This window comes from Epilithonimonas sp., assembly GCF_032055105.1.
In the GTDB taxonomy this organism is placed as follows: domain Bacteria; phylum Bacteroidota; class Bacteroidia; order Flavobacteriales; family Weeksellaceae; genus Epilithonimonas.
In genome coordinates this window covers 1-22,983 of sequence record NZ_DAMBRK010000022.1, presented here as the reverse complement: position 1 = coordinate 22,983, position 22,983 = coordinate 1, and the positions used below count along the sequence as shown (strand labels likewise).

19 protein-coding genes and 2 riboswitches are annotated in these 22,983 nt (G+C 36.0%); of the genes, 2 read left to right on the top strand and 17 right to left on the bottom strand.

Annotated elements, in window-relative coordinates:
• Positions 1–4: 4 nt before the first annotated feature.
• The 5 genes from RTY06_RS14995 to RTY06_RS14975 form a co-directional block, all read right to left on the bottom strand.
• Entirely contained in the window at positions 5–1,135 is a 1,131-nt protein-coding gene (locus RTY06_RS14995) for a DUF5074 domain-containing protein (protein ID WP_312825783.1), read from the bottom strand.
• Positions 1,132–3,156: a TonB-dependent receptor plug domain-containing protein gene (locus RTY06_RS14990; protein ID WP_312825782.1), complete on the bottom strand. Its 2,025-nt coding sequence runs from the start codon at positions 3,154–3,156 to the stop codon at positions 1,132–1,134. Before RTY06_RS14990 ends, RTY06_RS14995 begins: the two co-directional genes overlap by 4 nt.
• 109 nt (positions 3,157–3,265) lie before the next feature.
• A riboswitch (cobalamin riboswitch) is annotated at positions 3,266–3,452 on the bottom strand.
• Positions 3,453–3,541: 89 nt separating this feature from the next.
• Positions 3,542–4,597 carry an NAD(P)-dependent alcohol dehydrogenase gene (locus RTY06_RS14985; RefSeq protein WP_312825781.1) on the bottom strand — a complete coding sequence of 352 codons (1,056 nt, stop codon included), beginning with the start codon at positions 4,595–4,597 and terminating at the stop codon, positions 3,542–3,544.
• An 18-nt stretch (positions 4,598–4,615) separates the two neighbouring features.
• Positions 4,616–5,653, bottom strand: a complete 1,038-nt coding sequence (locus RTY06_RS14980) for a carboxymuconolactone decarboxylase family protein (protein WP_312825780.1) — start codon at positions 5,651–5,653, stop codon at positions 4,616–4,618.
• A complete protein-coding gene (locus RTY06_RS14975) occupies positions 5,653–6,081 on the bottom strand; it encodes a cupin domain-containing protein (protein WP_312825779.1) in 429 nt (142 codons plus the stop codon). The genes RTY06_RS14980 and RTY06_RS14975 overlap by 1 nt, the downstream gene beginning before the upstream one ends.
• Positions 6,082–6,349: 268 nt before the next feature.
• Between RTY06_RS14975 and RTY06_RS14970 the strand changes: the two genes are divergently transcribed.
• Complete coding sequence (locus RTY06_RS14970; RefSeq protein ID WP_312825778.1) at positions 6,350–7,312, top strand: bifunctional helix-turn-helix transcriptional regulator/GNAT family N-acetyltransferase; 963 nt, start codon at positions 6,350–6,352, stop codon at positions 7,310–7,312.
• Between the two features lie 56 nt (positions 7,313–7,368).
• On the opposite strand, the gene RTY06_RS14965 is transcribed toward RTY06_RS14970, so the two are convergent.
• The 3 genes from RTY06_RS14965 to RTY06_RS14955 are packed head-to-tail and all read right to left on the bottom strand — an operon-like array spanning position 7,369 to position 9,476.
• Entirely contained in the window at positions 7,369–7,941 is a 573-nt protein-coding gene (locus RTY06_RS14965; protein ID WP_312825777.1) for an NAD(P)H-binding protein, read from the bottom strand.
• Positions 7,942–7,955: 14 nt separating this feature from the next.
• Complete coding sequence (locus RTY06_RS14960) at positions 7,956–8,477, bottom strand: nuclear transport factor 2 family protein (protein ID WP_312825776.1); 522 nt, start codon at positions 8,475–8,477, stop codon at positions 7,956–7,958.
• A gap of 18 nt (positions 8,478–8,495) precedes the next feature.
• Complete coding sequence (locus RTY06_RS14955) at positions 8,496–9,476, bottom strand: aldo/keto reductase (RefSeq protein WP_312825775.1); 981 nt, start codon at positions 9,474–9,476, stop codon at positions 8,496–8,498.
• 479 nt (positions 9,477–9,955) lie between these two features.
• Here RTY06_RS14955 and RTY06_RS14950 point away from each other — a divergent pair, with 479 nt between their 5' ends.
• The gene (locus RTY06_RS14950; protein ID WP_312825774.1) at positions 9,956–10,849 is read left to right on the top strand and encodes an AraC family transcriptional regulator; all 894 of its coding nucleotides are present in this window, start codon (positions 9,956–9,958) and stop codon (positions 10,847–10,849) included.
• A gap of 65 nt (positions 10,850–10,914) precedes the next feature.
• On the opposite strand, the gene RTY06_RS14945 is transcribed toward RTY06_RS14950, so the two are convergent.
• The 9 genes from RTY06_RS14945 to RTY06_RS14905 all read right to left on the bottom strand — a co-directional run bounded on the left by RTY06_RS14945 (position 10,915) and on the right by RTY06_RS14905 (position 22,686).
• Positions 10,915–12,366 carry an efflux transporter outer membrane subunit gene (locus RTY06_RS14945; RefSeq protein WP_312825773.1) on the bottom strand — a complete coding sequence of 484 codons (1,452 nt, stop codon included), beginning with the start codon at positions 12,364–12,366 and terminating at the stop codon, positions 10,915–10,917.
• Entirely contained in the window at positions 12,353–15,469 is a 3,117-nt protein-coding gene (locus RTY06_RS14940; protein WP_312825772.1) for an efflux RND transporter permease subunit, read from the bottom strand. The genes RTY06_RS14945 and RTY06_RS14940 overlap by 14 nt, the downstream gene beginning before the upstream one ends.
• A gap of 17 nt (positions 15,470–15,486) precedes the next feature.
• Entirely contained in the window at positions 15,487–16,575 is a 1,089-nt protein-coding gene (locus tag RTY06_RS14935; RefSeq protein WP_312825771.1) for an efflux RND transporter periplasmic adaptor subunit, read from the bottom strand.
• A gap of 579 nt (positions 16,576–17,154) precedes the next feature.
• Positions 17,155–17,802, bottom strand: a complete 648-nt coding sequence (gene tenA, locus RTY06_RS14930; RefSeq protein ID WP_312825770.1) for a thiaminase II — start codon at positions 17,800–17,802, stop codon at positions 17,155–17,157.
• Positions 17,789–18,622 carry a bifunctional hydroxymethylpyrimidine kinase/phosphomethylpyrimidine kinase gene (gene thiD, locus RTY06_RS14925; protein WP_312825769.1) on the bottom strand — a complete coding sequence of 278 codons (834 nt, stop codon included), beginning with the start codon at positions 18,620–18,622 and terminating at the stop codon, positions 17,789–17,791. Before thiD ends, tenA begins: the two co-directional genes overlap by 14 nt.
• An 81-nt stretch (positions 18,623–18,703) precedes the next feature.
• Positions 18,704–19,339, bottom strand: a complete 636-nt coding sequence (gene thiE / locus RTY06_RS14920; RefSeq protein WP_312825768.1) for a thiamine phosphate synthase — start codon at positions 19,337–19,339, stop codon at positions 18,704–18,706.
• Positions 19,336–20,133 carry a hydroxyethylthiazole kinase gene (thiM, locus tag RTY06_RS14915; protein WP_312825767.1) on the bottom strand — a complete coding sequence of 266 codons (798 nt, stop codon included), beginning with the start codon at positions 20,131–20,133 and terminating at the stop codon, positions 19,336–19,338. The genes thiE and thiM overlap by 4 nt, the downstream gene beginning before the upstream one ends.
• 60 nt (positions 20,134–20,193) lie before the next feature.
• Positions 20,194–20,286, bottom strand: a riboswitch (TPP riboswitch).
• 149 nt (positions 20,287–20,435) lie between these two features.
• A complete protein-coding gene (locus tag RTY06_RS14910) occupies positions 20,436–20,858 on the bottom strand; it encodes a cold-shock protein (RefSeq protein WP_116036030.1) in 423 nt (140 codons plus the stop codon).
• Between the two features lie 316 nt (positions 20,859–21,174).
• Complete coding sequence (locus RTY06_RS14905; protein ID WP_312825766.1) at positions 21,175–22,686, bottom strand: acyl-CoA dehydrogenase family protein; 1,512 nt, start codon at positions 22,684–22,686, stop codon at positions 21,175–21,177.
• Between the last annotated feature and the right edge of the window lie 297 nt (positions 22,687–22,983).

Genomic DNA, 22,983 nt, shown 5'->3' with positions numbered 1-22,983 from the left:
CAATTTATTTATAGAGAAAAACAAAGTGCGCAGGGATATTCCCGCCTTCGGTTTTCCATTTGAATTTTCCATTTTTATCAAAGCAATAGACGAATCCTGTTGAAACATAATTCCGAGCATCGGTCATATAAATATCTTCTGTAATTGGATTAATAGCGATTCCGTAAGGTGTTTTTATGGCGTCAACATATTCTTGGTCGATGATTTTGTTGGAAATGATTTGCTCGGTTTTGACATCAATGATTCCGAAAGATTTGGTGTAGGAATGTGTGTTGTAGTTGAACTCGTTGCCGTAATAATAGAGTTTGCCATTCACAATCGTCATTTCGCTGACAGCACTTCCAAAGTCCTTTTTCACAGTTCCCGTTTTTGAATCGACCAAAAACAAACTCGAAGGAATTGTATAATAATCACCTCTGGAACTCACATACAAATCGCCGTCATCGTCTTTTGCAATATGATGAAGATTAATCGCAACATCGATTTTCTTAGTCTCAGTAAATGTATTTAAATCAACAACTGAAACCGTTTTGTCATAATTTGGAAAACGATAACCTCCTGAATTGGCAACGTAAAGATTATTTCCTACAATCGTCATTTCTTCTGGTTGATAACCAACAATAACTTCACGCTTTATGGAAAGGGAAATGGTATCAATCTCTGCAATTTTTCCAAGTGGTGCGTTGGGGTCAAGAACAACCGGACCTGCGTAACTTGAAGCATAAACTTTCCCGTCTTTGAAAGTCACATAACGACAATTTTGCAACGGAATAGTTTTGATACGTTTTGTCGTTCTAGCATCCAAAACCTCGATAATATTGGAAACATTAATAACAGCGTACATCTTGCTCCCATAGATTTTGATATCATTACCAACGTCACCCAATTCTTTTATCACATTGGGATTGGCTTCTGCATAAATATTTCTGTGATAAGTTCCTGTGGTATAATCAAAGAAATCCAGCGTTGCTTTGTTGCTTCCCATATTACCTTCATTCAAAACATAAAAGCCTTTTATTGCTGTGTTTTCAGACTGTGTCAAGGTTTCTTCTTCGGAATAGACAAAGATGTATTCGTCTCCCCGGCAAGAGAAAATGAACATCAGTAGAACTAATAACAAATATAATTTTCTCATAATGTGAAGTTGATAATGAGTTTAAAATTCCTTCCCGGCATTGGATAATTGAGAACTACGTCATAATATCTATCCAAAAGATTATTGACTTCCAGACTGACTTTGAACTGATGCGACTTCCAATCAATTTTTTTCTGAATCGATAAATCGTGCGTGTACCAAGGCGGAATGTTGTTGTAAGCTATGTTATTCTGATTCATATCATAACGCTCTCCAGCATAGATGAAACTGTAATTCAAAGACCAATTTTTCCAATCTAGCATTGTGGAAATTGTTCCGCTATGCCAAGGTATATAAGGAATCTGGTCTCCGAAGTAAGTATCGTTTCTGTCCGTAAAATCTCGGGCACTTTGATAAGTGTATCTCAATAATGGTCTTATCTTTAATTTACCAAAATCCAATTCTGCCTGAATATTGACATCCGCTCCAATGATTTCTACTTCACCCAGGTTCATCATAGTCCATCGGAAGCTGTCTATTGGCGAGGCAATGATTTTATCTTTAACTTTGTTGAAATAACCATCAGCTTTGATATAAAATGATTTGAATATCTGATTCTTATAAACTTTCTGATAGGTCAGTCCAACATCATATTGATCAGTAAATTCTGGCTTGAGGAAAGAATAACCGATTCTCGTATAATACAAATCGTTGAAAGTCGGCATCCTAAACATCTTTTTGTAGAATGCTCGAATTGTAAAGTCGTCTGAACCAAAAGGCTGATAACTCATAAACAAAGCTGGTGTCCATTCGGACTTGTCTGGAGCTTTCGTATTTTTTTCTACAGTTTCGTGAACAAATGTCCCCAAGAGACTTCCTAGAAATTTCAAGTTTCTGAATCGATAAGTTGATGCTAATGCGACCAAAGATGTATACCTTGTTGGATAAGAAAAATTCACCAAACTCGCATCCAGATTATTAAATTGAAAGTCTCCACTCAGACTTACATCCCAATTTTTTGTTAAAGAATAGAGGTTGGAAGAAGAAACATAAACTTCTCTCTGGATATAGGTATTTTCTACAGGATAAGCTGTCTGCAACTTAACTGTATCAGCAAAATAAGTGTAATCGTACGCAAATTTGGCTTTGAGCTGTGATTCTAATTTCGGGAATAATTTCTTTTTGATACTTGCTTGTATAAAGTAGTTTTCATCTTTCAACCTTTGTCCTCGTCCGTCAAATCTATTTTTAACAATTGGTGCGGGAATTCCTCTGTCAGAAAGGAAACCATAAACACGGATGTTCCAATCTCCATTATTCAGTTTTCCGTAGATTCCGGTTTCGAATCGTTTGGTTTTTACATCGCCGTCAAAACGTTTTGCAATCGTATCATAAGCAATAGAACCATCCAGAAATTTTCTTTTGTAATGGTATTTGTAAACACCGTCACTCTGCAAAAACTCAGAACTGAAACTCGCCGAAACTTTGTCTGAAATCGTCTGTTCCAATCGGAAAGACGGATTGAATAAATCAATTGAACTATTTTTAAGTCTTAAAACGAGATTTGTTTTTTTATTAAATTTAAAACTCGGCGTTTTAGGTTGAAGATAAATCGAACCTGATGAACCAAAATCTTTCGCAGGTTGGAAAATCTCTGATTTCTGACCATTGTATAACGAGATTTCTTCAATATCATCCAAAGAAAATTTGCCTAAATCAACCACACCGTTTTGCGCATTTCCTAATTCAATTCCATCATAGAAAACTCCAACGTGCTGACTTCCCATACTCCGGATATTGATGGTTTTAAGCCCGCCAAATCCTCCGTAATCTTTGATTTGAACACCTGAGAAATAGCGCAATGCATCTGCAACAGATTGACTATTTAATCTTTCTAATTGTTCGCCGGAGAGTGTCTGAGCCGGAAGAATCTCTTTGAAATTCTTTTTATAAACATTGACTTTTTGAATCTCCGTTTCCTTAACCGAATCTTTTCTTGACTGGGAAAAACAAAGCGAAGAAGCTGTCGCCAATATCGCAACAGCAGTTTTATAAATCCGAAAAGTAAATCGTGTCACCATTAGCTCATATCGAATAATGATGACGCTAATGGATATAAGAAAGCAATGACAAGGTACAACTTGGGCTGTACATAATCAATGTTGACTAAGCTTTATTCCACGAAAGCGTCAATTATTAAAACATTCTGGCAGGTCTTCTGACTTACTTCATTTTTGAAATCCTTCCCATCAAAAAAACAGTGGATATAATTTTCAAAAACCTTTGTTTGAAGCTTACAGCAGCGGGTCTGCTCCGGATTTTCACCGGATTCCCTATTAAGTGCTTTTTACAGCTCACCAGATTGGCGCAAATGTATAAAAAATAATCTTGAGTTGAATTCCTCTCTAAAAACAAAAAAAGTGATGAGAATTTCTCACCACTTCTTGTATTTCAGATTTACTTATTTTAATTCTGCAAACTCGCCATATCAATCACGAATCGATACTTCACATCGCCTTTTTCCAGACGTTCAAAAGCGGTGTTGACATAATCAATTGGGATAATTTCACTTTCTGCTGTAATGTTATGTTCAAAACAGAAATCCAACATTTCTTGAGTTTCAGCAATTCCTCCAATATTAGAACCTGCAAAACTTCGTCGTCCACTTACCACATTGAAAGCACCAATTTCCAATGGTTCCGGCGGTAATCCAACCAAAACAACTGTTCCATCGTGACGAAGCAGATTAAGATAAACATTCACATCGTGTTTTGCAGAAACCGTATCGATGATAAAATGTAACTGACGAGAATATTTTGCCATTGCTTCTGCATCAGAAGATAAAACAGCTTCGTCTGCGCCTAATCTTTTCGCATCTTCAACTTTGCTTGGAGAAGTCGTGAAAACCACAACCTCAGCACCCATTGCTTTTGCAATTTTAATCGCCATATGTCCCAATCCGCCGATTCCCAAAACTCCTATTTTTTTGCCTGGACCGGCTCCCCAATGTTTCAAAGGAGAATAAACCGTAATTCCCGCACAAAGTAAAGGCGCTGCTGAAGCCAAATCTTCAAAAGCAGGCATTTTCAAAACGTATTTTTCATTACAAACATAAGTTTTAGAAAATCCTCCGAAAGTATGACCTCCCGAAATTTTATCTGCACTATTGAAAGAAAAAGTCACGCCTTCATCACAGAATTGTTCAATTCCGTCTTCGCAATATTCGCAGTGTCCGCAACTGTCAACGATACAACCAACTCCTGCTAAATCTCCAATTTTAAAATTCTTAACGTGGTCGCCAACAGCAGTCACTCGTCCTACAATCTCGTGTCCGGGAACAATCGGAAAAAGCGTTCCGCCGAAGTCATTTTTGATTTGATGTAAATCCGAATGGCAAATCCCACAATACAGAACTTCAAATTCCACATCGTGCGCCTGCACTACTCTTCTGTCGATTACCATTTCGTTCAAAGGTGTTTCAGCCGAAGCTGTTCCGTAAGCTTTTATTTGTTTTGTACTCATTTTTATTAAGTCTATTATTTATTTTAATTTTTTAAAAATTTCCTGCATTGTTTCCGAATCAATTGCAGTCATATCAATCAATTCCAGAGATTTTACCATATTCAAAGTCGATGTTTTGTAGTGTTGAAAATGTGGCGTTTGAAGATGGAACTGATATGCTTCTTTATCCGCATACATTTCAACAATTCTGATTTGAGTCGGATTTTTCTGCTGAAACATTGGGAATATAGCAATTACACCTTTCTCCAATTTCACTGAAGCCGAAGACTCTTCTTTCAAAATCGATTTGTATTCTTCTAAAAATTCAGGAATAATTTCGATTTCCGAGATACGAATCATCATATCATTTTGGATAATCGGAACAAGTGGTTTTCCAATGATTTTCCGAACTGTATTGGCTTGAGTTTTACTGACAGATTCTTGTATCAAATTCGCTAATTGCTCCAATTGATTATCCGTAATTCCAGTATTTTTTCCAATATTAATATGAGATTGAAGTTGAGATTCAACACCACTTAAAGAAGCTAAAGCTGAAATCGTAACCAATTCTCTTTGCTGATATGTCAGAACATCACTCACAAAAATATCGGCAAATAAATGTTCTTTGAGAAAAGTATCAATTCGGGGAGCAAATTCTCCAAAACCTTTTGCGGGTTTCGATTGTGGTGTTTTTGAAAGTGTTTCTAAAGTTTTTCTGCCTTGCTCATATTTATCATCAATATTATTTTCGACGATGATTTTTTTGCCTTCGATGTCATTAATCCCTTTGGATTTTCTTTCATCTAAAACTGTTTTAAAAGTATTAATTGCATTCAAACTTCTTGGAAAACCACAATAAGCGTACAGTTGAACCAAAGCTTCTTTGATTTCATTAATCGTCAAACCAGAATCTAAGGCTTTATTTAATTCTAATTTTAAATCTTCCAGATTTCCGACTGCTGTTAATGAAGAAATTGAAACAAGACTCGATTGTTTTTTATCAAGATTTTGCTGGTTTTGAGCATTCATAACTAATGTGAATGTGGTAAATAATAAAGTGAAAATTTTAAATTTCATTAAGGCTTAATTTGAAGATTAGCTTCTTTATACACTTCATCTGAAACCGCTTTCAGCCAAGTATTCTGATTGGTTTGAGGATTACCGTTCGTTGCTAAATGCGAAAACCAACTCGTTGCAGTCGCACCGTGCCAATGCTCAACATTCGGAGCAATTTCTACGATATCGCCCGCTTTCAGATGACGGGCAGGTTTTCCTCTTTCCTGATATAAACCTTCGCCACCAATGACAATCAACAATTGTCCGCCAGTGTGACTGTGCCAATTGTTTCTGCAACCCGGCTCGAAAGTGACATTAGAAAGTGGAACATTTAAATCTTTATTGTTTGTCAATGGTGCCAAATAGGATTTACCTGTAAAATATTGAGCAAAACCCGTGTTTTCTTCGCCTGTCGGAAAATCGCTTATTTTAGGAATGTTTGTTTTCATTTTATTTTGATTTTTTGTCTTTTGTGCGAACGCAAATTGCCCGAACACAAAAAGAATTATTGTTAAAAAATATTTCATTTTGATACTTTTTAATATTAAACAAAGTTCTGTCCATTCGGTCAGATTTTTATTATATTGATTACGGAATTGCTTACCATTTTTACTGATTTCAAAAAATAGGTTTTATATGATTTTAAATTTTAGAATAAAATAATTCTTGCTTTTAATTAAAATTTTTACATTTGTATAATCAGTTATGTAATTAATTATGAATATATTTGAAAAAACAGGGAAAATGGCTTTGGGAAGCAGATTGCGTTTGTTGACAAGCCGATTTACGGATGATGCAACGAAGATTTATGAAATGTACAATGACGAGAAATTCTCTCCAAAATGGTTTCCTGTTTTCTTTGTGCTTTCAGAAACTGAGGAAAATACGATTACGGAAATAGCCAAGGAAATTGGTCATTCTCAACCTTCTGTCACCAAAATAATCAAGGAAATGACGAAAGTGGGTTTGGTAAATGACAAATTGAAATCCAGCGACAAACGCAGAAATGTTGTCGGATTAACTGACGAAGGAAAAGTTTTAGCCGAAAAAATGTTGCAGGAACAATGCGTTGATATTGATTTAGCGGTAGAAAATCTTCTAGCAGAATCCACTTACAATCTTTGGGAAGCGGTTGCAGAATGGGAATTTTTGTTGGAGCAAAAGTCATTACTAAAACGTGTTCAGGAACAGAAAAAACTGCGTGAAAGTAAAGATATTGAAATCGTGGAATATGAACCAAAATATCAATCGGCTTTTAGGGATTTGAATGAAGAATGGATTTCGAATTACTTTGAAATGGAAGAAACGGATTATAAATCTCTGGACAATCCACAGGAATATATCCTCGACAAAGGCGGAAAAATTCTTGTCGCACTCTACAAAAACGAACCTTTGGGCGTTTGTGCTTTGATAAAAATGAACGACAAAGATTACGATTTTGAAATGGCAAAAATGGCAGTTTCTCCAAAAGTTCAAGGTAAAAATATCGGCTGGCTTTTGGGACAGGCAATTATCAATTCGGCGAAGGAATTGGGAGCTTCAAAATTGTATCTGGAAAGTAATACGATTCTGAAACCAGCTATTAATCTGTATTATAAATTGGGATTTGTGAAAATTTCGGGTCGGCCGACTCCTTATAAACGTGCGAATATTCAGATGGAATTGGATTTGAAGAAGTAATCTATCTGTAATAAATAAAATGAAGAGGCTGTCTCAAAAGGGCAGCCTCATTTTCATCAAGGCTTACTAATTCCCAAATTCTCATTCACATACAAATTCGGGTAAATAAATAATTTCGAAATAAAGTCAGCAATACTTTTTCGGGAAATTGCAGAACCCGTTTCAGGAAGACCTTTTATCGTCACAGAATAATCGATTTCATCAGCATTCGTGAACCAATCTGGTCTTAAAATGGTGTAATCTAGACCAGAATTTTCAATCACATCTGCCAATTTTCTGTAAGGCACCAAAACTGGTTTTAAAGGTTGGTCATAAATCCCGATTGAACTGATGGCGATGATTCTTTTCACACCTTCTTCCTGCATTGCTTTTACGATATTTTTGGACATCAACTCGAGATTTCCTTCAAGATTTACGTACACAATATCCTGATTGGCAACGGCATTTTTTATATCATTAAAATTCAAAGCGTCGCCTTCGATGATTTTACAACCGTCTGAAAGTTCCGTAGAAATTCTGGTTTTGTTTCTTAAAAATAAAGTAAGTTCTATATTTTCTAAATTTTTGGAAGCTTCGATTACATATTGCGCCAAACTTCCCGAAGCGCCGATTATCAGTACTTTTTTCATTGTTAATTTTAAAATTATCCACCGATGGGAAAAACTTCTTCCACTTCCGTTCGTACGAAATTGGATATTCTTTTATGAATCAGCCAAGTTTCGTTTTGTTTTACAAACTCGTCTTTGTAAATAGTGTAAAGTGTTGTTTTTAATTGTTTTCCGTTTTGTTTTCCGACCAGAATGATAAGGCAATATGAAGTTGCTTTTGCTGAATTTGAGGTCAATTCATCAATTGTTTGTTGCCCATTTTGATGATAAACCGTTTGGAAATTATCCAGAAAAGCGGAAAATCTGTCTTTCAGTTCTTTTCTTCCTTTTAGATTGGACGAAACTTGTCCGTTGTTGTAAGACTGCACGACTCCATCTTCGGTAAAAAGCAAAACCTGCTTGTCGATTTCTTTCGTATCAGCAAGGTTTGAGAAAACATCCACTACATTTTTGATGGCTAATTTATCTTCGATGATTTGAAGTCGATCATCCGATTTATTTTGAGAAAACCCAAAGATTGAAAACATTGAAAATAAAAGGATTGCTGTATTTTTCATTATTAAATTTATTTTAAATTATTTCCCTACTCTCGCCTGTAAAGAAGCAGGATAACGCTCGCCAACAATCTGAATTTGTTTTAAAGCCAAATCGATTCTGTTTAATTCGTCTTCATTCAAATGAACATTCACTGCGCCAATATTTTCTTCCAAACGATGAATTTTTGTCGTTCCAGGAATCGGAGCGATATATGATTTTTGAGCTAATAACCAACTCAAAGCAACCTGTGCAGAAGTCGCATTATTTTCGATTGCAACTGCTTTTACCAAATCTACCAACTCCTGATTTGCCTTTCTGTTTTCTTCTGAAAATCGTGGAACAACATTTCTGAAATCATTATCGTCAAATTTTGTTTTATCAGTAATTGCTCCCGTCAAAAATCCTTTTCCCAGCGGACTGAACGGGACGAAACCGATATTTAATTCTTCCAATAAGGGTAAAATTTCATTTTCAGGTTCGCGCCAAAACATCGAATATTCACTTTGAAGAGCTGTTACAGGCAAAACGGCGTGCGCTTTTGTGATGCTTTCAACACCAGCTTCGCTCATTCCGAAATGTTTTACTTTTCCTTCAGCAATCAAATCTTTCACGGTTCCTGCAACATCTTCCATAGCAACATTCGGGTCAACTCTGTGTTGATACAACAAATCGATAACGTCGGTCTCCAGATATTTTAATGAATTTTCAACCACCGTCCTGATTCTTTCTGGGCGACTGTCAACACCTTTTGAAGCATCTCCGTCAAGGAAACCAAATTTTGTAGCAATTACAATTTTGTCTCTAAAAGGTTTTACAGCTTTTCCTAGCAAAGTTTCATTTCCTCCTTGACTGTAAGCTTCCGCTGTATCGAATAATGTAATGCCTAAATCGTACGCTTTTTGAATCAAATCAATTGCATCTTTTTCGTTAGTTGCAGGACCATAACCGAAAGTGAGTCCCATACAACCCAATCCTAATTCGGATACTTCTAAGTTTTGTCCTAAAGTTCTTGTTTTCATATTTTTTTTGTATAAAGTAGAATGTAAAAAGTAGAATTATCAAATCACCTAATTTTCACAGTACAAATGTCCGATGATTCAAGAAAGGATTTGTTATATGAATTACTGCTTTGCTTACCATTTTTACTGATGAAACTTCTGAAAATTTGCAGTCGAATTGTTGCGTAAGGGATAGTAGCGACATCCTTTTTTGTTATTGCGATTGCTAAATAGTTATAGAGATTGCTTCACTTCGTTCGCAATGACAAAAAAGATATAGCGGATAGCCCGACCCGCTTGCATTTTTGCCTTGTTGAAATGTTCTTTTGATAGACAAAAACTTCTGGCAAAAAAGCAAAGGGATACGCCCAAATTATTCTTCAAAAACACCGAAAACCAATATCAATTACGGATTCTCTTACCATTATTACTGAATTGGCGATTCAGATGCTTCTGAGCGGTATTTTTTAGATAAATTTGTAGTTTAAAATTCATCGAAAATGAACATAAACATCCTTAAAAGCGTTGGTGAATACAGTTTTCTTCGTGGTGCAACTACGCTTCATCCACTCATTAATGTGATGGATTATGATGATCTGAAACCTTTGAATTCGGCGACCTACAACTTCGGATTTTTCTGTGTTTTTCTGAAAGAAACGAAGTGTGGAGATCTGCGTTACGGGAAAGAATCTTACGATTATCAGGAAGAAAGCCTGGTTTTTGTGGCTCCCGGACAGATTTTGACGGTTGAAAAATATTTACCCAATATAAAACCTAAAGGAAAAGTCATTGTTTTTCATGCGGATTTCCTGAAAGGAACGGCTTTGAGCACGATTTTAAATGACTACAGTTTTTTCTCTTATGCTTCAAACGAAGCTCTGCATCTTTCCGAAAAAGAACTAGAAATGGTGGTGAATATGTTTGATACAATTGAAAACGAACTAAAACAAAATCTCGATAAACACAGCAAAACACTGGTTATCTCACAACTTCAGCTTTTCCTGAATTATGCTGCCCGTTTTTACGACAGACAATTTATCACGAGAGAGCACATCAACAAAGGAATTTTACAAAGGTTTGAAGAGCTTCTCAATACTTATTTTGTTTCTGATAAACCACAGAATATCGGTTTGCCTTCCGTTAATTTTTTTGCGGAGGAACTGAATTTATCGGCCAATTATTTTGGAGATTTAATTAAAAAAGAAACGGGAATTTCTGCTCAGGAATATATTCAGCTAAAGCTGATTGATATTGCGAAAGAAAGGATTTTTGACAATAAAAAATCAATTAGTGAAATTGCTTATGGATTAGGATTTAAATATCCTCAGCATTTTACTAGACTTTTTAAGCAGAAAGTTGGGCTGACCCCGAATGAGTACAGGAATTTGAATTGATTAATAAAAAAGCTGTTTCAAAATTGAAACAGCTTTTCTTTTATAGTGAAAAATTTAGCGCATTTCTAATTCAATTTTCCTCCCAAAGCTTTAAACAACAACACATTATTCCTCGTATTCTCATGCTGGAATTTAAGCAAATCCAATTCAGCCTGAAGTTTGCTTTTCTGGGCATTGATCAATTCAAAATAATTGGCATAACCCGTGATGTACAAATCATTGGAAACCTCAATTCCTTTGTCGAGAAACTTCACTTCTTCTTCTTTTAAATCTAAAACCCGATGAAATATATTGGTCTGTTTTAAAATAGATTGTAGTTCATTGAAGGCTCCGGTTACACTTTTCTGATAATTCAAAAATGCAATTTCCTGCTCGCTGTTGGCAATATTGAACTCGTATTTCAGCTGTCCTTTATTGAAAACAGGAACCATCAGTCCTCCCAAAAGCTGTCCCGCCAAAGAAGCAGGTTTGAAAATCGTTTCCACAGAAAAAGAATTCAATCCGAAAGTCGCTCGCAAATCAATTTTTGGATAAAATGCTGCTCTCGCTGCTTTTGCATCGGCGTGTGAAGCTTGTAAAGAATAATAATTGGAAACCACATCCGGTCGTGAATGAATAACCGTATCAACGTTGATATTTTTATTCAACATTTCGAAATTCGTCGGTAAAAGTGTCGGACTTCTGTCGATTTCTCCGCCGTAAACTCCGGTCAATGTTGCGATCGCCTGTTTTACAGTTACGATTTCAACTTTAATGTGTTCGATTTCTGCCAACCAATTATTATTTTGAGCTTTAAACTGCTGAACAGCAAGTTCGGTCACCTTCCCTACTTCCCGCTGTGCTTTAATGATTTCAAAAGCTCGTTTCTGCAAATTGTAGTTGTCCTGATAAATTTTCAGACGTTTGTCTAAAGCAATCAGATCATAATACAAGTTGGCAATATCCGTAAACAAATCGATTTGAAGGAGTTTTAAACCTTCTTCCGAAGCCAGAAATTTGTTCTGAGCCGACAGCTTTTTATTTTTCAGCTTTCCCCATGCATCAATTTCCCAGCTGCTTCTCGCGCCCATCCAGTAATTCGGCGTAAAAGTTGTGTTGATTTTTTGCTGATCATTGATATTCTGAGAAAGATTGGTATCGTAATTTCCCACGCCTTCCATCGTATATTTTCCGTAACGGTCGCCTGAAACAATCGCTCCTACATCCAGAGACGGAAGGAGTTCTGTTTTTGAACGTTTCAGAAAACTGTTTGCCATTTCAACACGTTGCTGGGCGATTTTAAAGTCTGGATTTGCTTGATTCACCTGTTCAAAAAGTTTCAGAAGATTCTGGTCTGTGAAATAGGTATTCAAATCAATTCCGGTAAAATCTCCACTGTTTGGATTGTTTTTTTCCGAGGTTTGTAATTCAGGCGGTTCTTTTACTTCTTTTAAGGCGGTTACTTTTGGGACAGCGCAAGATGTTAATGTCAATGCGGCTACGCTCCAAACTACGAGTCTTAATTTATTTCGTTTCATTCTTTTTTCTATTTTCAAGGGTTGCGAAAAAAATGTATAATCCCGGAATAATAATCAGTCCGAAAACGGTTCCGATAAACATTCCACCTGCGGCTGCGGTTCCAATTGAACGGTTTCCGATGGCTCCTGCACCCGAAGCAATACACAACGGAATCAATCCTGCAATAAATGCAAATGAAGTCATCAAAATCGGACGGAGACGTTGTTTTGCACCTTCAATCGCTGCAGGAATAATGTCATTTCCTTCTTTGTGACTGGCAACGGCAAATTCTACAATCAGAATGGCATTTTTAGCCAATAATCCAATCAACATGACCAAGGCAACCTGTGCGTAAATATTGTTATCCAACCCGCAAACCAGCAAGGCGATATACGAACCGAAAATCCCGGTTGGTAAACTCAGTAAAACCGGCATGGGTAAAAGGAAACTTTCATATTGAGCCGCCAATAAAAGATACACAAAAACCAGACAGACAATAAAAATATAAAACGTCTGATTTCCCGACAGAATTTCCTCTCTTGTCATTCCAGACCATTCGATTTCAAAACCTTTTGGGAGGCTTTCTTTGGCAATTTTTTCAACCGCCTCAATCGCATCTCCGGAACTGTAACTTTCAGAAGCTTCACCGTTGATCATTGCAGACATATACATATTGTATCGGGTTAAAACTTCCGGTCCGTAAACTCTTTCGATCGTAATAAAAGTGGAGAAAGGAACCATTTCACCTTTATCATTTTTTAAATATAAATTCAGAATGCTTTCAGGAGTTTCGCGAAATTCCGGACTTGCCTGTACCATCACTTTATACATTTGCCTAAATCTGATAAAATTCGTTGCGTAATATGAACCCAACATCGTCTGCAACGTCGACATTGCATTATCCACCGAGATTCCTTTTTTCGACGCCATATCATAATCAATATTGATCATATATTGCGGGAAAGTGGCATCAAAACTCGTAAAACTGTTTTTCAATTCGGGTGTTTCATTCAGTTTTTTGACAAAATCTTTCGTGACTGTATCCATATTTTCAATACTTCCGCCCGTTTTGTCGAGAAGACGAAGTTCAAAACCACTCGCATTACCAAACCCGGGAACTGTAGGCGGTGCAAAAACTTCAATTTCTGCATCAGAGATTCCTTTTGTTTTTTCAGTTAATTCTTTGATGAAATCTTGGATAGATTGATCTCTTTCGCTCCAGTCTTTCAGGTTAATCATCGCCATTCCATAGGACGAACCGGCAATTTCTGTCACCACGCTGTACCCCGCCAAAGTCGTTACGTTTTCTACACCATCGATTTTTTTGGCAATCGTTGTAATTTCATCTAAAACCTTTTCGGTTCGCTCAACCGTCGCACCTTGAGGAGTTGTAACACTTACATATGCCATTCCCTGGTCTTCCATTGGAATAAATCCTGACGGAAGAAATTTTGAAGTCAAACCAATCAGAAAAATAAATAAAAACAAGAATCCAAAAGTTACGATGGTTCGGGTTGCAAATTTTGACAAAACTTTTACATATCCGTTGGTGACTTTTTCAAGGAAAATATTAAACTTATTGAAGAATTTATCAATAATTCCTTTCTTTTTATCGTGGTTGTGAGGTTTTAAAATTAAAGCACATAAAGCCGGAGTCAGCGTTAATGCATTGATTCCCGAAATCACAATACTAATTGCCAAGGTTAATGAAAACTGTCTGTAAAAAACACCGACTGGACCGTCCAAAAACGCAACCGGAAGAAACACTGCCGACATTACCAAAGTAATCGCAACAACTGCACCTGCAATTTCTTTTGTCGCAATCACCGTAGCTTGGTAAGGTGCATAACCTTCCTCCATTTTTACGTGAACTGCCTCTACGACGACAATTGCGTTATCGACAACAATTCCAATAGCTAAAACCAAGGCAAAAAGCGTTAATAAATTCACGGAAAAATCCAGCATATCCATAAAAGCAAAAGTTCCGACCAATGCCACAGGAACCGCCAAAACAGGAATTAATGTCGAACGCCAATCCTGAAGAAATAGGAATACTACAATCGCCACGAGAATAAATGCTTCCACCAAAGTTTTTAACACCGCACTTATTGAAGCATCGAGGAATCTCGAAACGTCGTACGCCATATTGTAATCCATTCCGGGAGGGAAAGAATTCTCTTTAAGTTCCGCCATTTTATCTTTCACATTCTGAATCACTTCCGAAGCATTGGATCCCGGTCGCTGTTTCATCATAATCGATGCGGAAGGTCTTCCGTCTGTTTTGGAAACCATTCCATACGTCATTGCACCGAATTCTACTTTGGCAATATCTTTCAGTTTTAAAATTGTTCCTTCTTCATCGGCTCTGATTGGGATTTCTTCGTATTGTTTAGGCTCAAAAAATTTACCTTTATATTTAACAACATATTGCAACTGACCTGCTTTTTTACCAGAAGATTCACCCACTTTTCCAGGAGCTGCGGAAATATTCTGCTTCTGAAGAGAATTCACCACTTCATCCGCAGAAATATTGTACACCGCCATTTTCTGAGGATCGAGCCAGACACGCATCGAATATTCTTTCTGACCCATAATTTCAGCACGGCCAACTCCATCCAGACGTTTCAGTTCCTGAAGAACATTGATGTCTGTAAAGTTGTAAATAAATTGCTCATCCTGACTTGGGTCTGTACTTGTAATGTTGAGATACATCAACATACTGTTCACCTCTTTTTCCGTGGTAACTCCAGCTCTGATTACTTCTTCGGGCAATTCATCGAGAATTGTAGTGACTCTGTTCTGAACATTTACCGCCGCCAAATCTGGATCTGTACCCACTTCAAAAAACACCTGAATCAAAGTCAAACCGTCATTGGAAGTCACTGTTGACATATACGTCATTCCCGGAACACCGTTGATTGCTCGTTCCAAAGGCAAAGCGACCGCATCTGCAGAAACTTCGGCATTGGCTCCTGTATATTTTGCTGTTACCGTTACAGAAGGAGGAACAATATCTGGAAATTGGGTAATCGGCATCTTCGTCAACGCCATAATTCCTACCAAAACAAAGACAATGGAAATCACCAACGAAAGAACCTTTCGTTTTATAAACATCTCTACCATAATTGATTATTTAAGAATTAAAGTCTGTTTTTGATTTTGATTTCGTCGCCATCTTTCAAAGACTGAGTGCCTTCATAAATAATCAAATCTCCCTTTTTGAGACCTTTTTCCACGAGGTAAGAATCCTTTAAAGCTGTTCCAACCTCAATGTTGGTCATCTTTACTTTATTGTTCTTGTCTACCTTGAAAATATAGGTTTTATCCTGAATCGAGAATGTTGCTTTCTGAGGAATCAGCATGGCATTATTCTGAACTTCAGAAATCGTGAGTTTTCCGGAAGTTCCGTGTTTGATTAAACGATTCGGATTTGGAAATAAAACTTTGTAACGGATGGAACCTGTTGCTCTGTCGATTTCACTTTCCGCGGATTTTAAAACACCGTTAAATTGATACGCCATTCCGTTAGGAAGCGTCAATTCAATTTTCTGATGTTTTCCTAATTTGTCATTCGCTAATAATTCAAAATACTGATTTTCAGGAATAGAGAAATACGCAAAAACCTCATCGAGCTGAGACAAAGTTGTGAGTAAAGTTCCGTTGTTAACCAAACTTCCGTCTTTGTGAGGAATAATGTCAATCACTCCATCAAAAGGTGCGGTAACGGTTGTAAAACTAATTTTCTGCAACACCGTTTTTTTCTCGGCATCTGCGAAAGCGTGTTTTGCTCTGGCCGAAGATAGTTTAGCTTTAACCAATTCCAATTCGTTATTGGCAACGAATTTTTTGGCGTGAAGACTTTCAATCTGTTTTAATTCGACTTCAGCAATACGCATATCGGCCTGAGTCTGCTTAATGGTTGCATTGGCTTTCAGAAGCTCCATTTGTAATTCGGCATCATTGATTTTAAATAAAGCCTGCCCTCTTTTCACAAACTGACCTTCATTGACATAAATATGGTCGACAATGCCATCTATTCTCGAACGAATTTCGACATTTCTTTTAGCCTGAATATCCGTTACAAACTGATTGCTGACTAATGTATCTTTTTGCTTGACCTCAAAAACAGGCACTTCTTTGTTATCTTTATTTTTATTCTGGGCATTTTTACCACAAGAAACTACGCATACGAATGCAATAATGCACTGTATGAAACTTTTTGTATTCATTATAGAATTTTTATTACTAAAACTTGACGAAAAATAATCTGGATGTAATCGCTTGATTTAGAATAACTGAAGAAGGTGGAGGTAGGATTTTATAGCACAAAACAGCGCTTTTGAGATAATGCGACTGTTAATTTTTACAGTTTCAACAAAAGCATGAATATATTTTTCTGAAAAATAAGAAGTTGTTGTATTTGTGTAATATTGCGAACTAGTTTTTGATCTATACTGAACAGCTTTAAGATTAAAATACTTTTTACCTTTTATTTTGAGATTATCCTGACCTTTAATATTTGCAACACAAACTGTTTGCAAACTCGACTGCGCCCATCTCCAATTACAAATAGAAAAGGTAAGAAGGAAACACAAAAAAACTGATAATCTGGAGGCAAACATATTTTGTAAACAATTTATGTTTTAGAAGAAACTAGATTGATTTACAAATATAAGGCGATATAATGGCAATTCGCTATTTTATTATGTTAAAAAAAATTAAACTGTGCCAAAGTTTGAGGATATTGAAATTTTAATCACATTTTAATTTCCATATCTAAATCTTGAAGGTTTAATTTTTTTGAATTACTACCAGTTTTTCAAATCATAAGCAGCCTGCCAAAATTGAAACTCCAGTTTGGAAGCAGTGATAAAAGCTTCATTCATTCTGGTTATTATTTCTGGAGTTGTGTTTTCAGCGGCTTTGTTGCAAATTTCGATGGCAGTTTTAACAGCAACGGCAAAATCTTCTCCGCCGTACGTTTCTATCCAGCTTTGATAAGGATTTTCTGAAGTTTTATCAAGATTCAGAATGTAATTTCCGACTTCCTTATAAATCCAAAAACAAGGTAAAGTAGCTGCTAAAGCCACTTCAACAGGTTCAAAAGCGGCTGTACTTCTCAAAAAATGAATGTAATGATGACAAACAGGCTGTAAAATCCTTTTGTCTGAAATTTCAAATTCTTTAAAATAAGATTCGTGCAAAGCATTTTCCACAACGATTGCATTTTCGGCAAATCTCATATAAGCCAAAGCATCTTCTATATCGTATGCTTTGCTTCCAATCATTGCCAAAGTTCTTCCAAAATGTTCCAGATACAAAGAATCCTGAGCAATGTAAAACTGGAATTTTTCTTTGTCTAAAGTTCCAACTGATAATTCCTTAATAAAAGGCATTTCAATGATGTCTTTATAAATATTCTCTATTAATTTCCAGGCGTTTTCAGACCAATTCATTCTTGATAAGTTTTTGAGGATTAAAAAAGTGATTCAAAGGACCATTTCCTTTTCCGGTTTGGACGTTGCTTCCTTCAAGAATAGCTTCTGAAACATAGTTTTGTGCAAAAGCAACCGCTTCATCAATAGATTTTCCTTGAGCAATGAAAGAAGCAATCGCTGATGACAATGTACAACCTGAACCGTGGGTATTTTTTGTATTTAATTTTAAAGATTCGAAAGTTTGAAAATCATCATTATCACTATAAAATAGAGATGTAATCTTTTCAGTGGTTTGATGTCCGCCTTTCAGTAAAATATGCTTACAACCTAACTTTTTGATTTTTTCTCCGGCAATTTTCATATCGTCTAAAGTTTTCACTTCCATATTGGCTAAAATTGCAGCTTCATCCATATTCGGAGTGATGATATCTGAAATCGGGAAAAGTTTTTCGATAATCGTCTGGATGGTTTCTTCTTCAATCAGCCGATGTCCGCTTGTTGCTACCATTACCGGGTCAAAGACAATCGGTACTTTTTTATATTTGGCTAAAGTTTCCACAATGGTTTCAACCAATTCTGGCGTGTGAACCATTCCGATTTTGATTGCGTCAGGAAAAATATCATCTAAAATAGATTCTATCTGTTCTGAAACTGCCTGAACAGGAATCGGAAAAATATTTCGAACGCCCATCGTATTCTGTACAGGTAAAGCCGTCAAAACTGAAGTTGCATAACATCCCAAAGCTGAAATCGTTTTTATATCAGCCTGAATTCCTGCGCCTCCACTTCCGTCAAAACCGGCAATAGCGAGAACTGATGGATATTTGTATTGTGTCATCTGTCAATTTTATTTTTTATTAAGGTCAGATGGAACGCCTATCTTTGTTTTCCATAGAAAAAATGTTTTCCGTTTGGCGTTTCATTTATTGATTTCGTTTTTTAAATTAAAAGCTGCCTTTTGAGGATTTTCAGCACTGCATATTTCTGAAACTACTGCGATGCAATCCGCTCCTACATCCATCACAGCTCTGGCATTTTTTAAGTGAATATTTCCGATGGCAACCAATGGTTTTTCTGTCAGTTTTCTGATTTTCATTAAACCTTCCAATCCCCATTCTGTAACCGTATCGGTTTTAGTATCTGTCCTGAAAACCGGACTAATTCCCAAATAATCCGAAACAATCGTTTCCTCATTTTCAAGTTGCTCCAAATACTCAATGGAATAGCCAATCATTTTATTTTGAAATGAATTTTCTCTCAAAACCGTTGGCTGAGTATCACTATTCCCAACGTGAATTCCAAAAGCATCGACTTCTTTGGCTACGAAAGTATTATCATTAATGATTAAAGGAATTCCATATTTATCGGTGATTTCTTTTAAACGAATAGCTTTTTCAAGGAAAACTTGGTCAGAAGAATTTTTCTCACGTAATTGGATGATATCTACTCCACCTAAAATTGATTGTTCGGCAACTTCTAGAAAGTTTCGTCCTTTGCAATCTGCTTCGGAAATTACAAGATACAATTGATAAGGAAATGATTTTATTAAACTCATTTCTTAGAAACTTTTACATTTTCGGAAAATTCCTGTTCAGAAATATTGTAAAGCTTGTCTAAAATATTCATTTGAAGACTTCCCGGACCGTTTGAAATCTTTTCAGACAATTCTCCGGCAATTCCTAAAAGCGACATTGAAGCAACTGTGGATTCGGTTTTATTCTCAGAAATCGTTGCAAAAGCTCCGACAATTGCTGAAGCAGAACACCCTAAACCTGTTACTTTGGTCATTAACGGATGTCCGTTTTCAACAAAATAAGTTTCTTTGTCATCAATAATAATATCCGTTGCGCCCGAAATACAGACTACAGATTGATAGTTTTCAACAAGACTTTGAGCTGCCGAAATAGCTTCGTTACTTTCTGCTGTACTGTCGACTCCTTTTGTAATCGTTTTATTGGCTTTGGCTAAAGCGATGATTTCCGAAGCATTTCCTCTGATAACGGTTGGTTTGAATTGTAAAAGTTTTGCCAAAACCTCATCTCTGAAAGAAGTTGCGCCTGCTCCGACTGGGTCAAGAATCCAAGTTTTATTGAGTCTATGAGCTTCTTCTGCAGCAATCAACATTGATTCAGACCAATATTCATCGAGTGTTCCGATATTGATAACGACAGCATTCGAAATGGCAACCATTTCTTTGATTTCAGATTTTGCGTGAGCCATAATCGGTGAAGCTCCGACTGCCAAAAGCGCATTGGCGGTGTTATTCATTACCACGAAATTGGTGATATTATGAACAAGTGGTGATTGTTTTTTTACAGATTGAATGTAATTCCAAAGGTTGTTTTCCATTTAATTTTAATTTAAAATAAGCTTTAGGAAAACAAATAGAATAAGAAAGAAAACATCAAAAGATACATTCCTGCTTTTCCCTACGTCGGTGTAAGCCGTATCAGGTTCAAAGGGACTCTCTCAATTCTTTTCAGAATACCCCTAAAGCGTAGAGCAAATATACGAATGTTCCGTATTTAAAATAAGGTTTTAAATAAAAAAATAGTCCTTATTAATTGGGCATAAAAAAACCGGGATAAACCCGGTTGAATATTATAATTAGTGTATAAAAGATTATCCAAAGAATGATTAACTTTTATTTATTACTTTACTAGTTCGATATTGATTGCTGAAAAACCTTTTGGAGATCTTTCTTTTTCGAAAGATACTTTGTTTCCTTTTTTTACCGGTACTGCACAGTTGTTACTATGGAAAAAGACATTTTCATTAGTTTTATTTTCCGTAATAAAACCGTAACCTTTATCACTTAAAAAAGTTACAATTCCTGTTTTAATAGGAGATTCTGCTTCCACAGGAGCTGCTCCTAACTGGATATCGTCCAAATCAACCTCTACTCTTTCTTCTGGTGGTGTAGAAGTTAATCTTCCGTATGCGTCAACATACATAAACTCGGTTTCTTTTCCTTTGTCGTTATTAGTTTTTCGTTCTTCACGACGAAGTGCTTTGTCTTTTTGTTTTTGAAGTTTTTTCTTGAAGTTTTCTTTTTTTGAGAAAGAATCTGCCATAAATTATTGGTTGTTATTTTAAATTAATTTTCTGAAATTGAATTAAATGAATTCAGAATAAATCTTCATTAATGGAATTTGAAAATCGATTCCTAATAAGATTAAAAAGTTATTCTGTTTCTACTATTCAGAGAGATTGTGTCGCCAATAAAAACATTAACCAAGGCCGAGAACACAAAACAAAAGAAAACGTTGCATCAGCAGATACAGAAAACCGTTTAGAAATTATAGTGCAAATATACGACAAATATGTGAGACATAGAAAATGCCCCTAAAAATTAGAGGCATCGTCTTTATCTATGGTATTGGGATATGACTAGAAAAAGTCCATCCAATCACTTTTTTCGCTTGTGTCGCATAGTGCGCTTATATTCTTATGATGATTGAAAGATGCTACAAGCGTCACAATCTCTTGTCTTACAATCTCTATAGAGTTATCTGTCAACTCTTGATTGAAGCCTGCATTATTAAGATCTGTCAAATCATTTACAGTCACAATTCTTGAAATAATTTTACCCAAGTCAATCATTTTCCTTTGAGAAAGCGGACCACTGATTGTAAAGTCCAATTCTTTTTGGTATAACTTAGCAGCCTCTTTAGTAATCTCATTAATAGCAAGATAATCCGCTAGATTTTCTGTTTTCTTCTTCTTCATATCTTTCAAGATTCCTTCAGAAATCTGAGTATAAAGCATCTCATTAGACCCTTCAAAAATCTGGAAAGGACGGCTATCCATAATTCCTCTTCCGCCAATATGGCTCAATCTGTAACCTTTGGCTCCAGACAATTGCACCAAAATCTGAGCAGCTTCCTGCATCATATCTGTCACAAAAGCTTTCATACTATTGGCGTGTACTCCACTAGCAGAAACATCTTTATCAATTCCACTAATTAATGTACTTTTTGCACACATTGCAGAAGAAAGCGTAAAAAATGACTGTAATTTTGCCAATTGATATTGAACCTGATCCAAAGAGAATAAGTTAGAAGCTCCAACAATTCTTTCTTTACACTGCGTCATTGCTTCCTCCATCATTCTTTTCAAGAATCCCATTCCCATTCCCGGAAATTGTAATCTACTTCTGTGAAGCAAATCCAGCATCAGTTTAAGACCTGTAGATTCTGGAATCAGTTTGTTTTCTTGAGGAACTTTGATATCAAGTTTATTAAGACCGTAAGGAATCATATATAAACCTGCATTGTCATAATATTCCTGAACTTCAATATTTTGTTCTGGTTTGTGTGTATCTGCTATAAAGAAATCTACATCTCTCGCAAGATTACCATCAGCATTGATATTTCTTGAAGTTACCAACCAATAATTGGCTAAACCTGTAAGACCTTGCCAGTGTTTTGTTCCTTTGATGTGGTATTTGTTATCCTTAAGTTCGTTCTGAGTTCTCATACTAAGCGCATCACTTCCGTAATCTGGCTCGGTAATCATCAACCCGCCCATTGCACCGTAGTCTAAAAAATGTTTGAAGATATCTCCTTTTATAATTTCATTACCATATTTTGCCAAAGGCTCTAGGAAAAGTGCAATATTAATCCCAAATGTCAAAGACAATGGTAAAGATTCGTAAGAGGCTGCAGATAAAACGCCTAAACATTCTTTCACCTTCACTCCTCTACCTCCAAATTCTTTTGGAATAGCAACGGATAATGGTTTCAAATTAAAAATCTCCTTCCAAACATTAGCTGGCAAACCTCGGGAAAGACTTAATTGATCTATATTTTCCTTTTGAAAAAGAGATGAGAGTGAGGTTTTGAAACGGTTAAGGAACTCTGTGTAAGAATCCGTGGGTAAATCCAATGCTATTGCATTCATATAGTTTGAGAGATAAAACACTGCAAGCCATTATTACAGTAAAATAGCTAAGTGAAACGAATGGCAATTGGATTACAAGAATCCAGCAGCTTCACAATTATATATACATTATGGCAAAGATAATATAATTAATTGGTTCACACTATTTTGATAAACATATGTTAATTATCACTGTTAAATTAATTAAAAATTAAACATAAGTTTAATAAAAAAGAGCTTTGAATTCTTGATTAAAAAGGCTTGGATCAATCTCAAAAGTTGGGGAGAAATATAGAAAGTGTTAACTTTGGTTGATGT

Coding starts and splice junctions, on each gene's coding strand:
- RTY06_RS14995 (WP_312825783.1), bottom strand. CDS start 1,135: ATGAGAAAATTATATTTGTTATTAGTTCTACTGATGTTCATTTTCTCT.
- RTY06_RS14990 (WP_312825782.1), bottom strand. CDS start 3,156: ATGGTGACACGATTTACTTTTCGGATTTATAAAACTGCTGTTGCGATA.
- RTY06_RS14985 (WP_312825781.1), bottom strand. CDS start 4,597: ATGAGTACAAAACAAATAAAAGCTTACGGAACAGCTTCGGCTGAAACA.
- RTY06_RS14980 (WP_312825780.1), bottom strand. CDS start 5,653: ATGAAATTTAAAATTTTCACTTTATTATTTACCACATTCACATTAGTT.
- RTY06_RS14975 (WP_312825779.1), bottom strand. CDS start 6,081: ATGAAAACAAACATTCCTAAAATAAGCGATTTTCCGACAGGCGAAGAA.
- RTY06_RS14970 (WP_312825778.1), top strand. CDS start 6,350: ATGAATATATTTGAAAAAACAGGGAAAATGGCTTTGGGAAGCAGATTG.
- RTY06_RS14965 (WP_312825777.1), bottom strand. CDS start 7,941: ATGAAAAAAGTACTGATAATCGGCGCTTCGGGAAGTTTGGCGCAATAT.
- RTY06_RS14960 (WP_312825776.1), bottom strand. CDS start 8,477: ATGAAAAATACAGCAATCCTTTTATTTTCAATGTTTTCAATCTTTGGG.
- RTY06_RS14955 (WP_312825775.1), bottom strand. CDS start 9,476: ATGAAAACAAGAACTTTAGGACAAAACTTAGAAGTATCCGAATTAGGA.
- RTY06_RS14950 (WP_312825774.1), top strand. CDS start 9,956: ATGAACATAAACATCCTTAAAAGCGTTGGTGAATACAGTTTTCTTCGT.
- RTY06_RS14945 (WP_312825773.1), bottom strand. CDS start 12,366: ATGAAACGAAATAAATTAAGACTCGTAGTTTGGAGCGTAGCCGCATTG.
- RTY06_RS14940 (WP_312825772.1), bottom strand. CDS start 15,469: ATGGTAGAGATGTTTATAAAACGAAAGGTTCTTTCGTTGGTGATTTCC.
- RTY06_RS14935 (WP_312825771.1), bottom strand. CDS start 16,575: ATGAATACAAAAAGTTTCATACAGTGCATTATTGCATTCGTATGCGTA.
- tenA (WP_312825770.1), bottom strand. CDS start 17,802: ATGAATTGGTCTGAAAACGCCTGGAAATTAATAGAGAATATTTATAAA.
- thiD (WP_312825769.1), bottom strand. CDS start 18,622: ATGACACAATACAAATATCCATCAGTTCTCGCTATTGCCGGTTTTGAC.
- thiE (WP_312825768.1), bottom strand. CDS start 19,339: ATGAGTTTAATAAAATCATTTCCTTATCAATTGTATCTTGTAATTTCC.
- thiM (WP_312825767.1), bottom strand. CDS start 20,133: ATGGAAAACAACCTTTGGAATTACATTCAATCTGTAAAAAAACAATCA.
- RTY06_RS14910 (WP_116036030.1), bottom strand. CDS start 20,858: ATGGCAGATTCTTTCTCAAAAAAAGAAAACTTCAAGAAAAAACTTCAA.
- RTY06_RS14905 (WP_312825766.1), bottom strand. CDS start 22,686: ATGAATGCAATAGCATTGGATTTACCCACGGATTCTTACACAGAGTTC.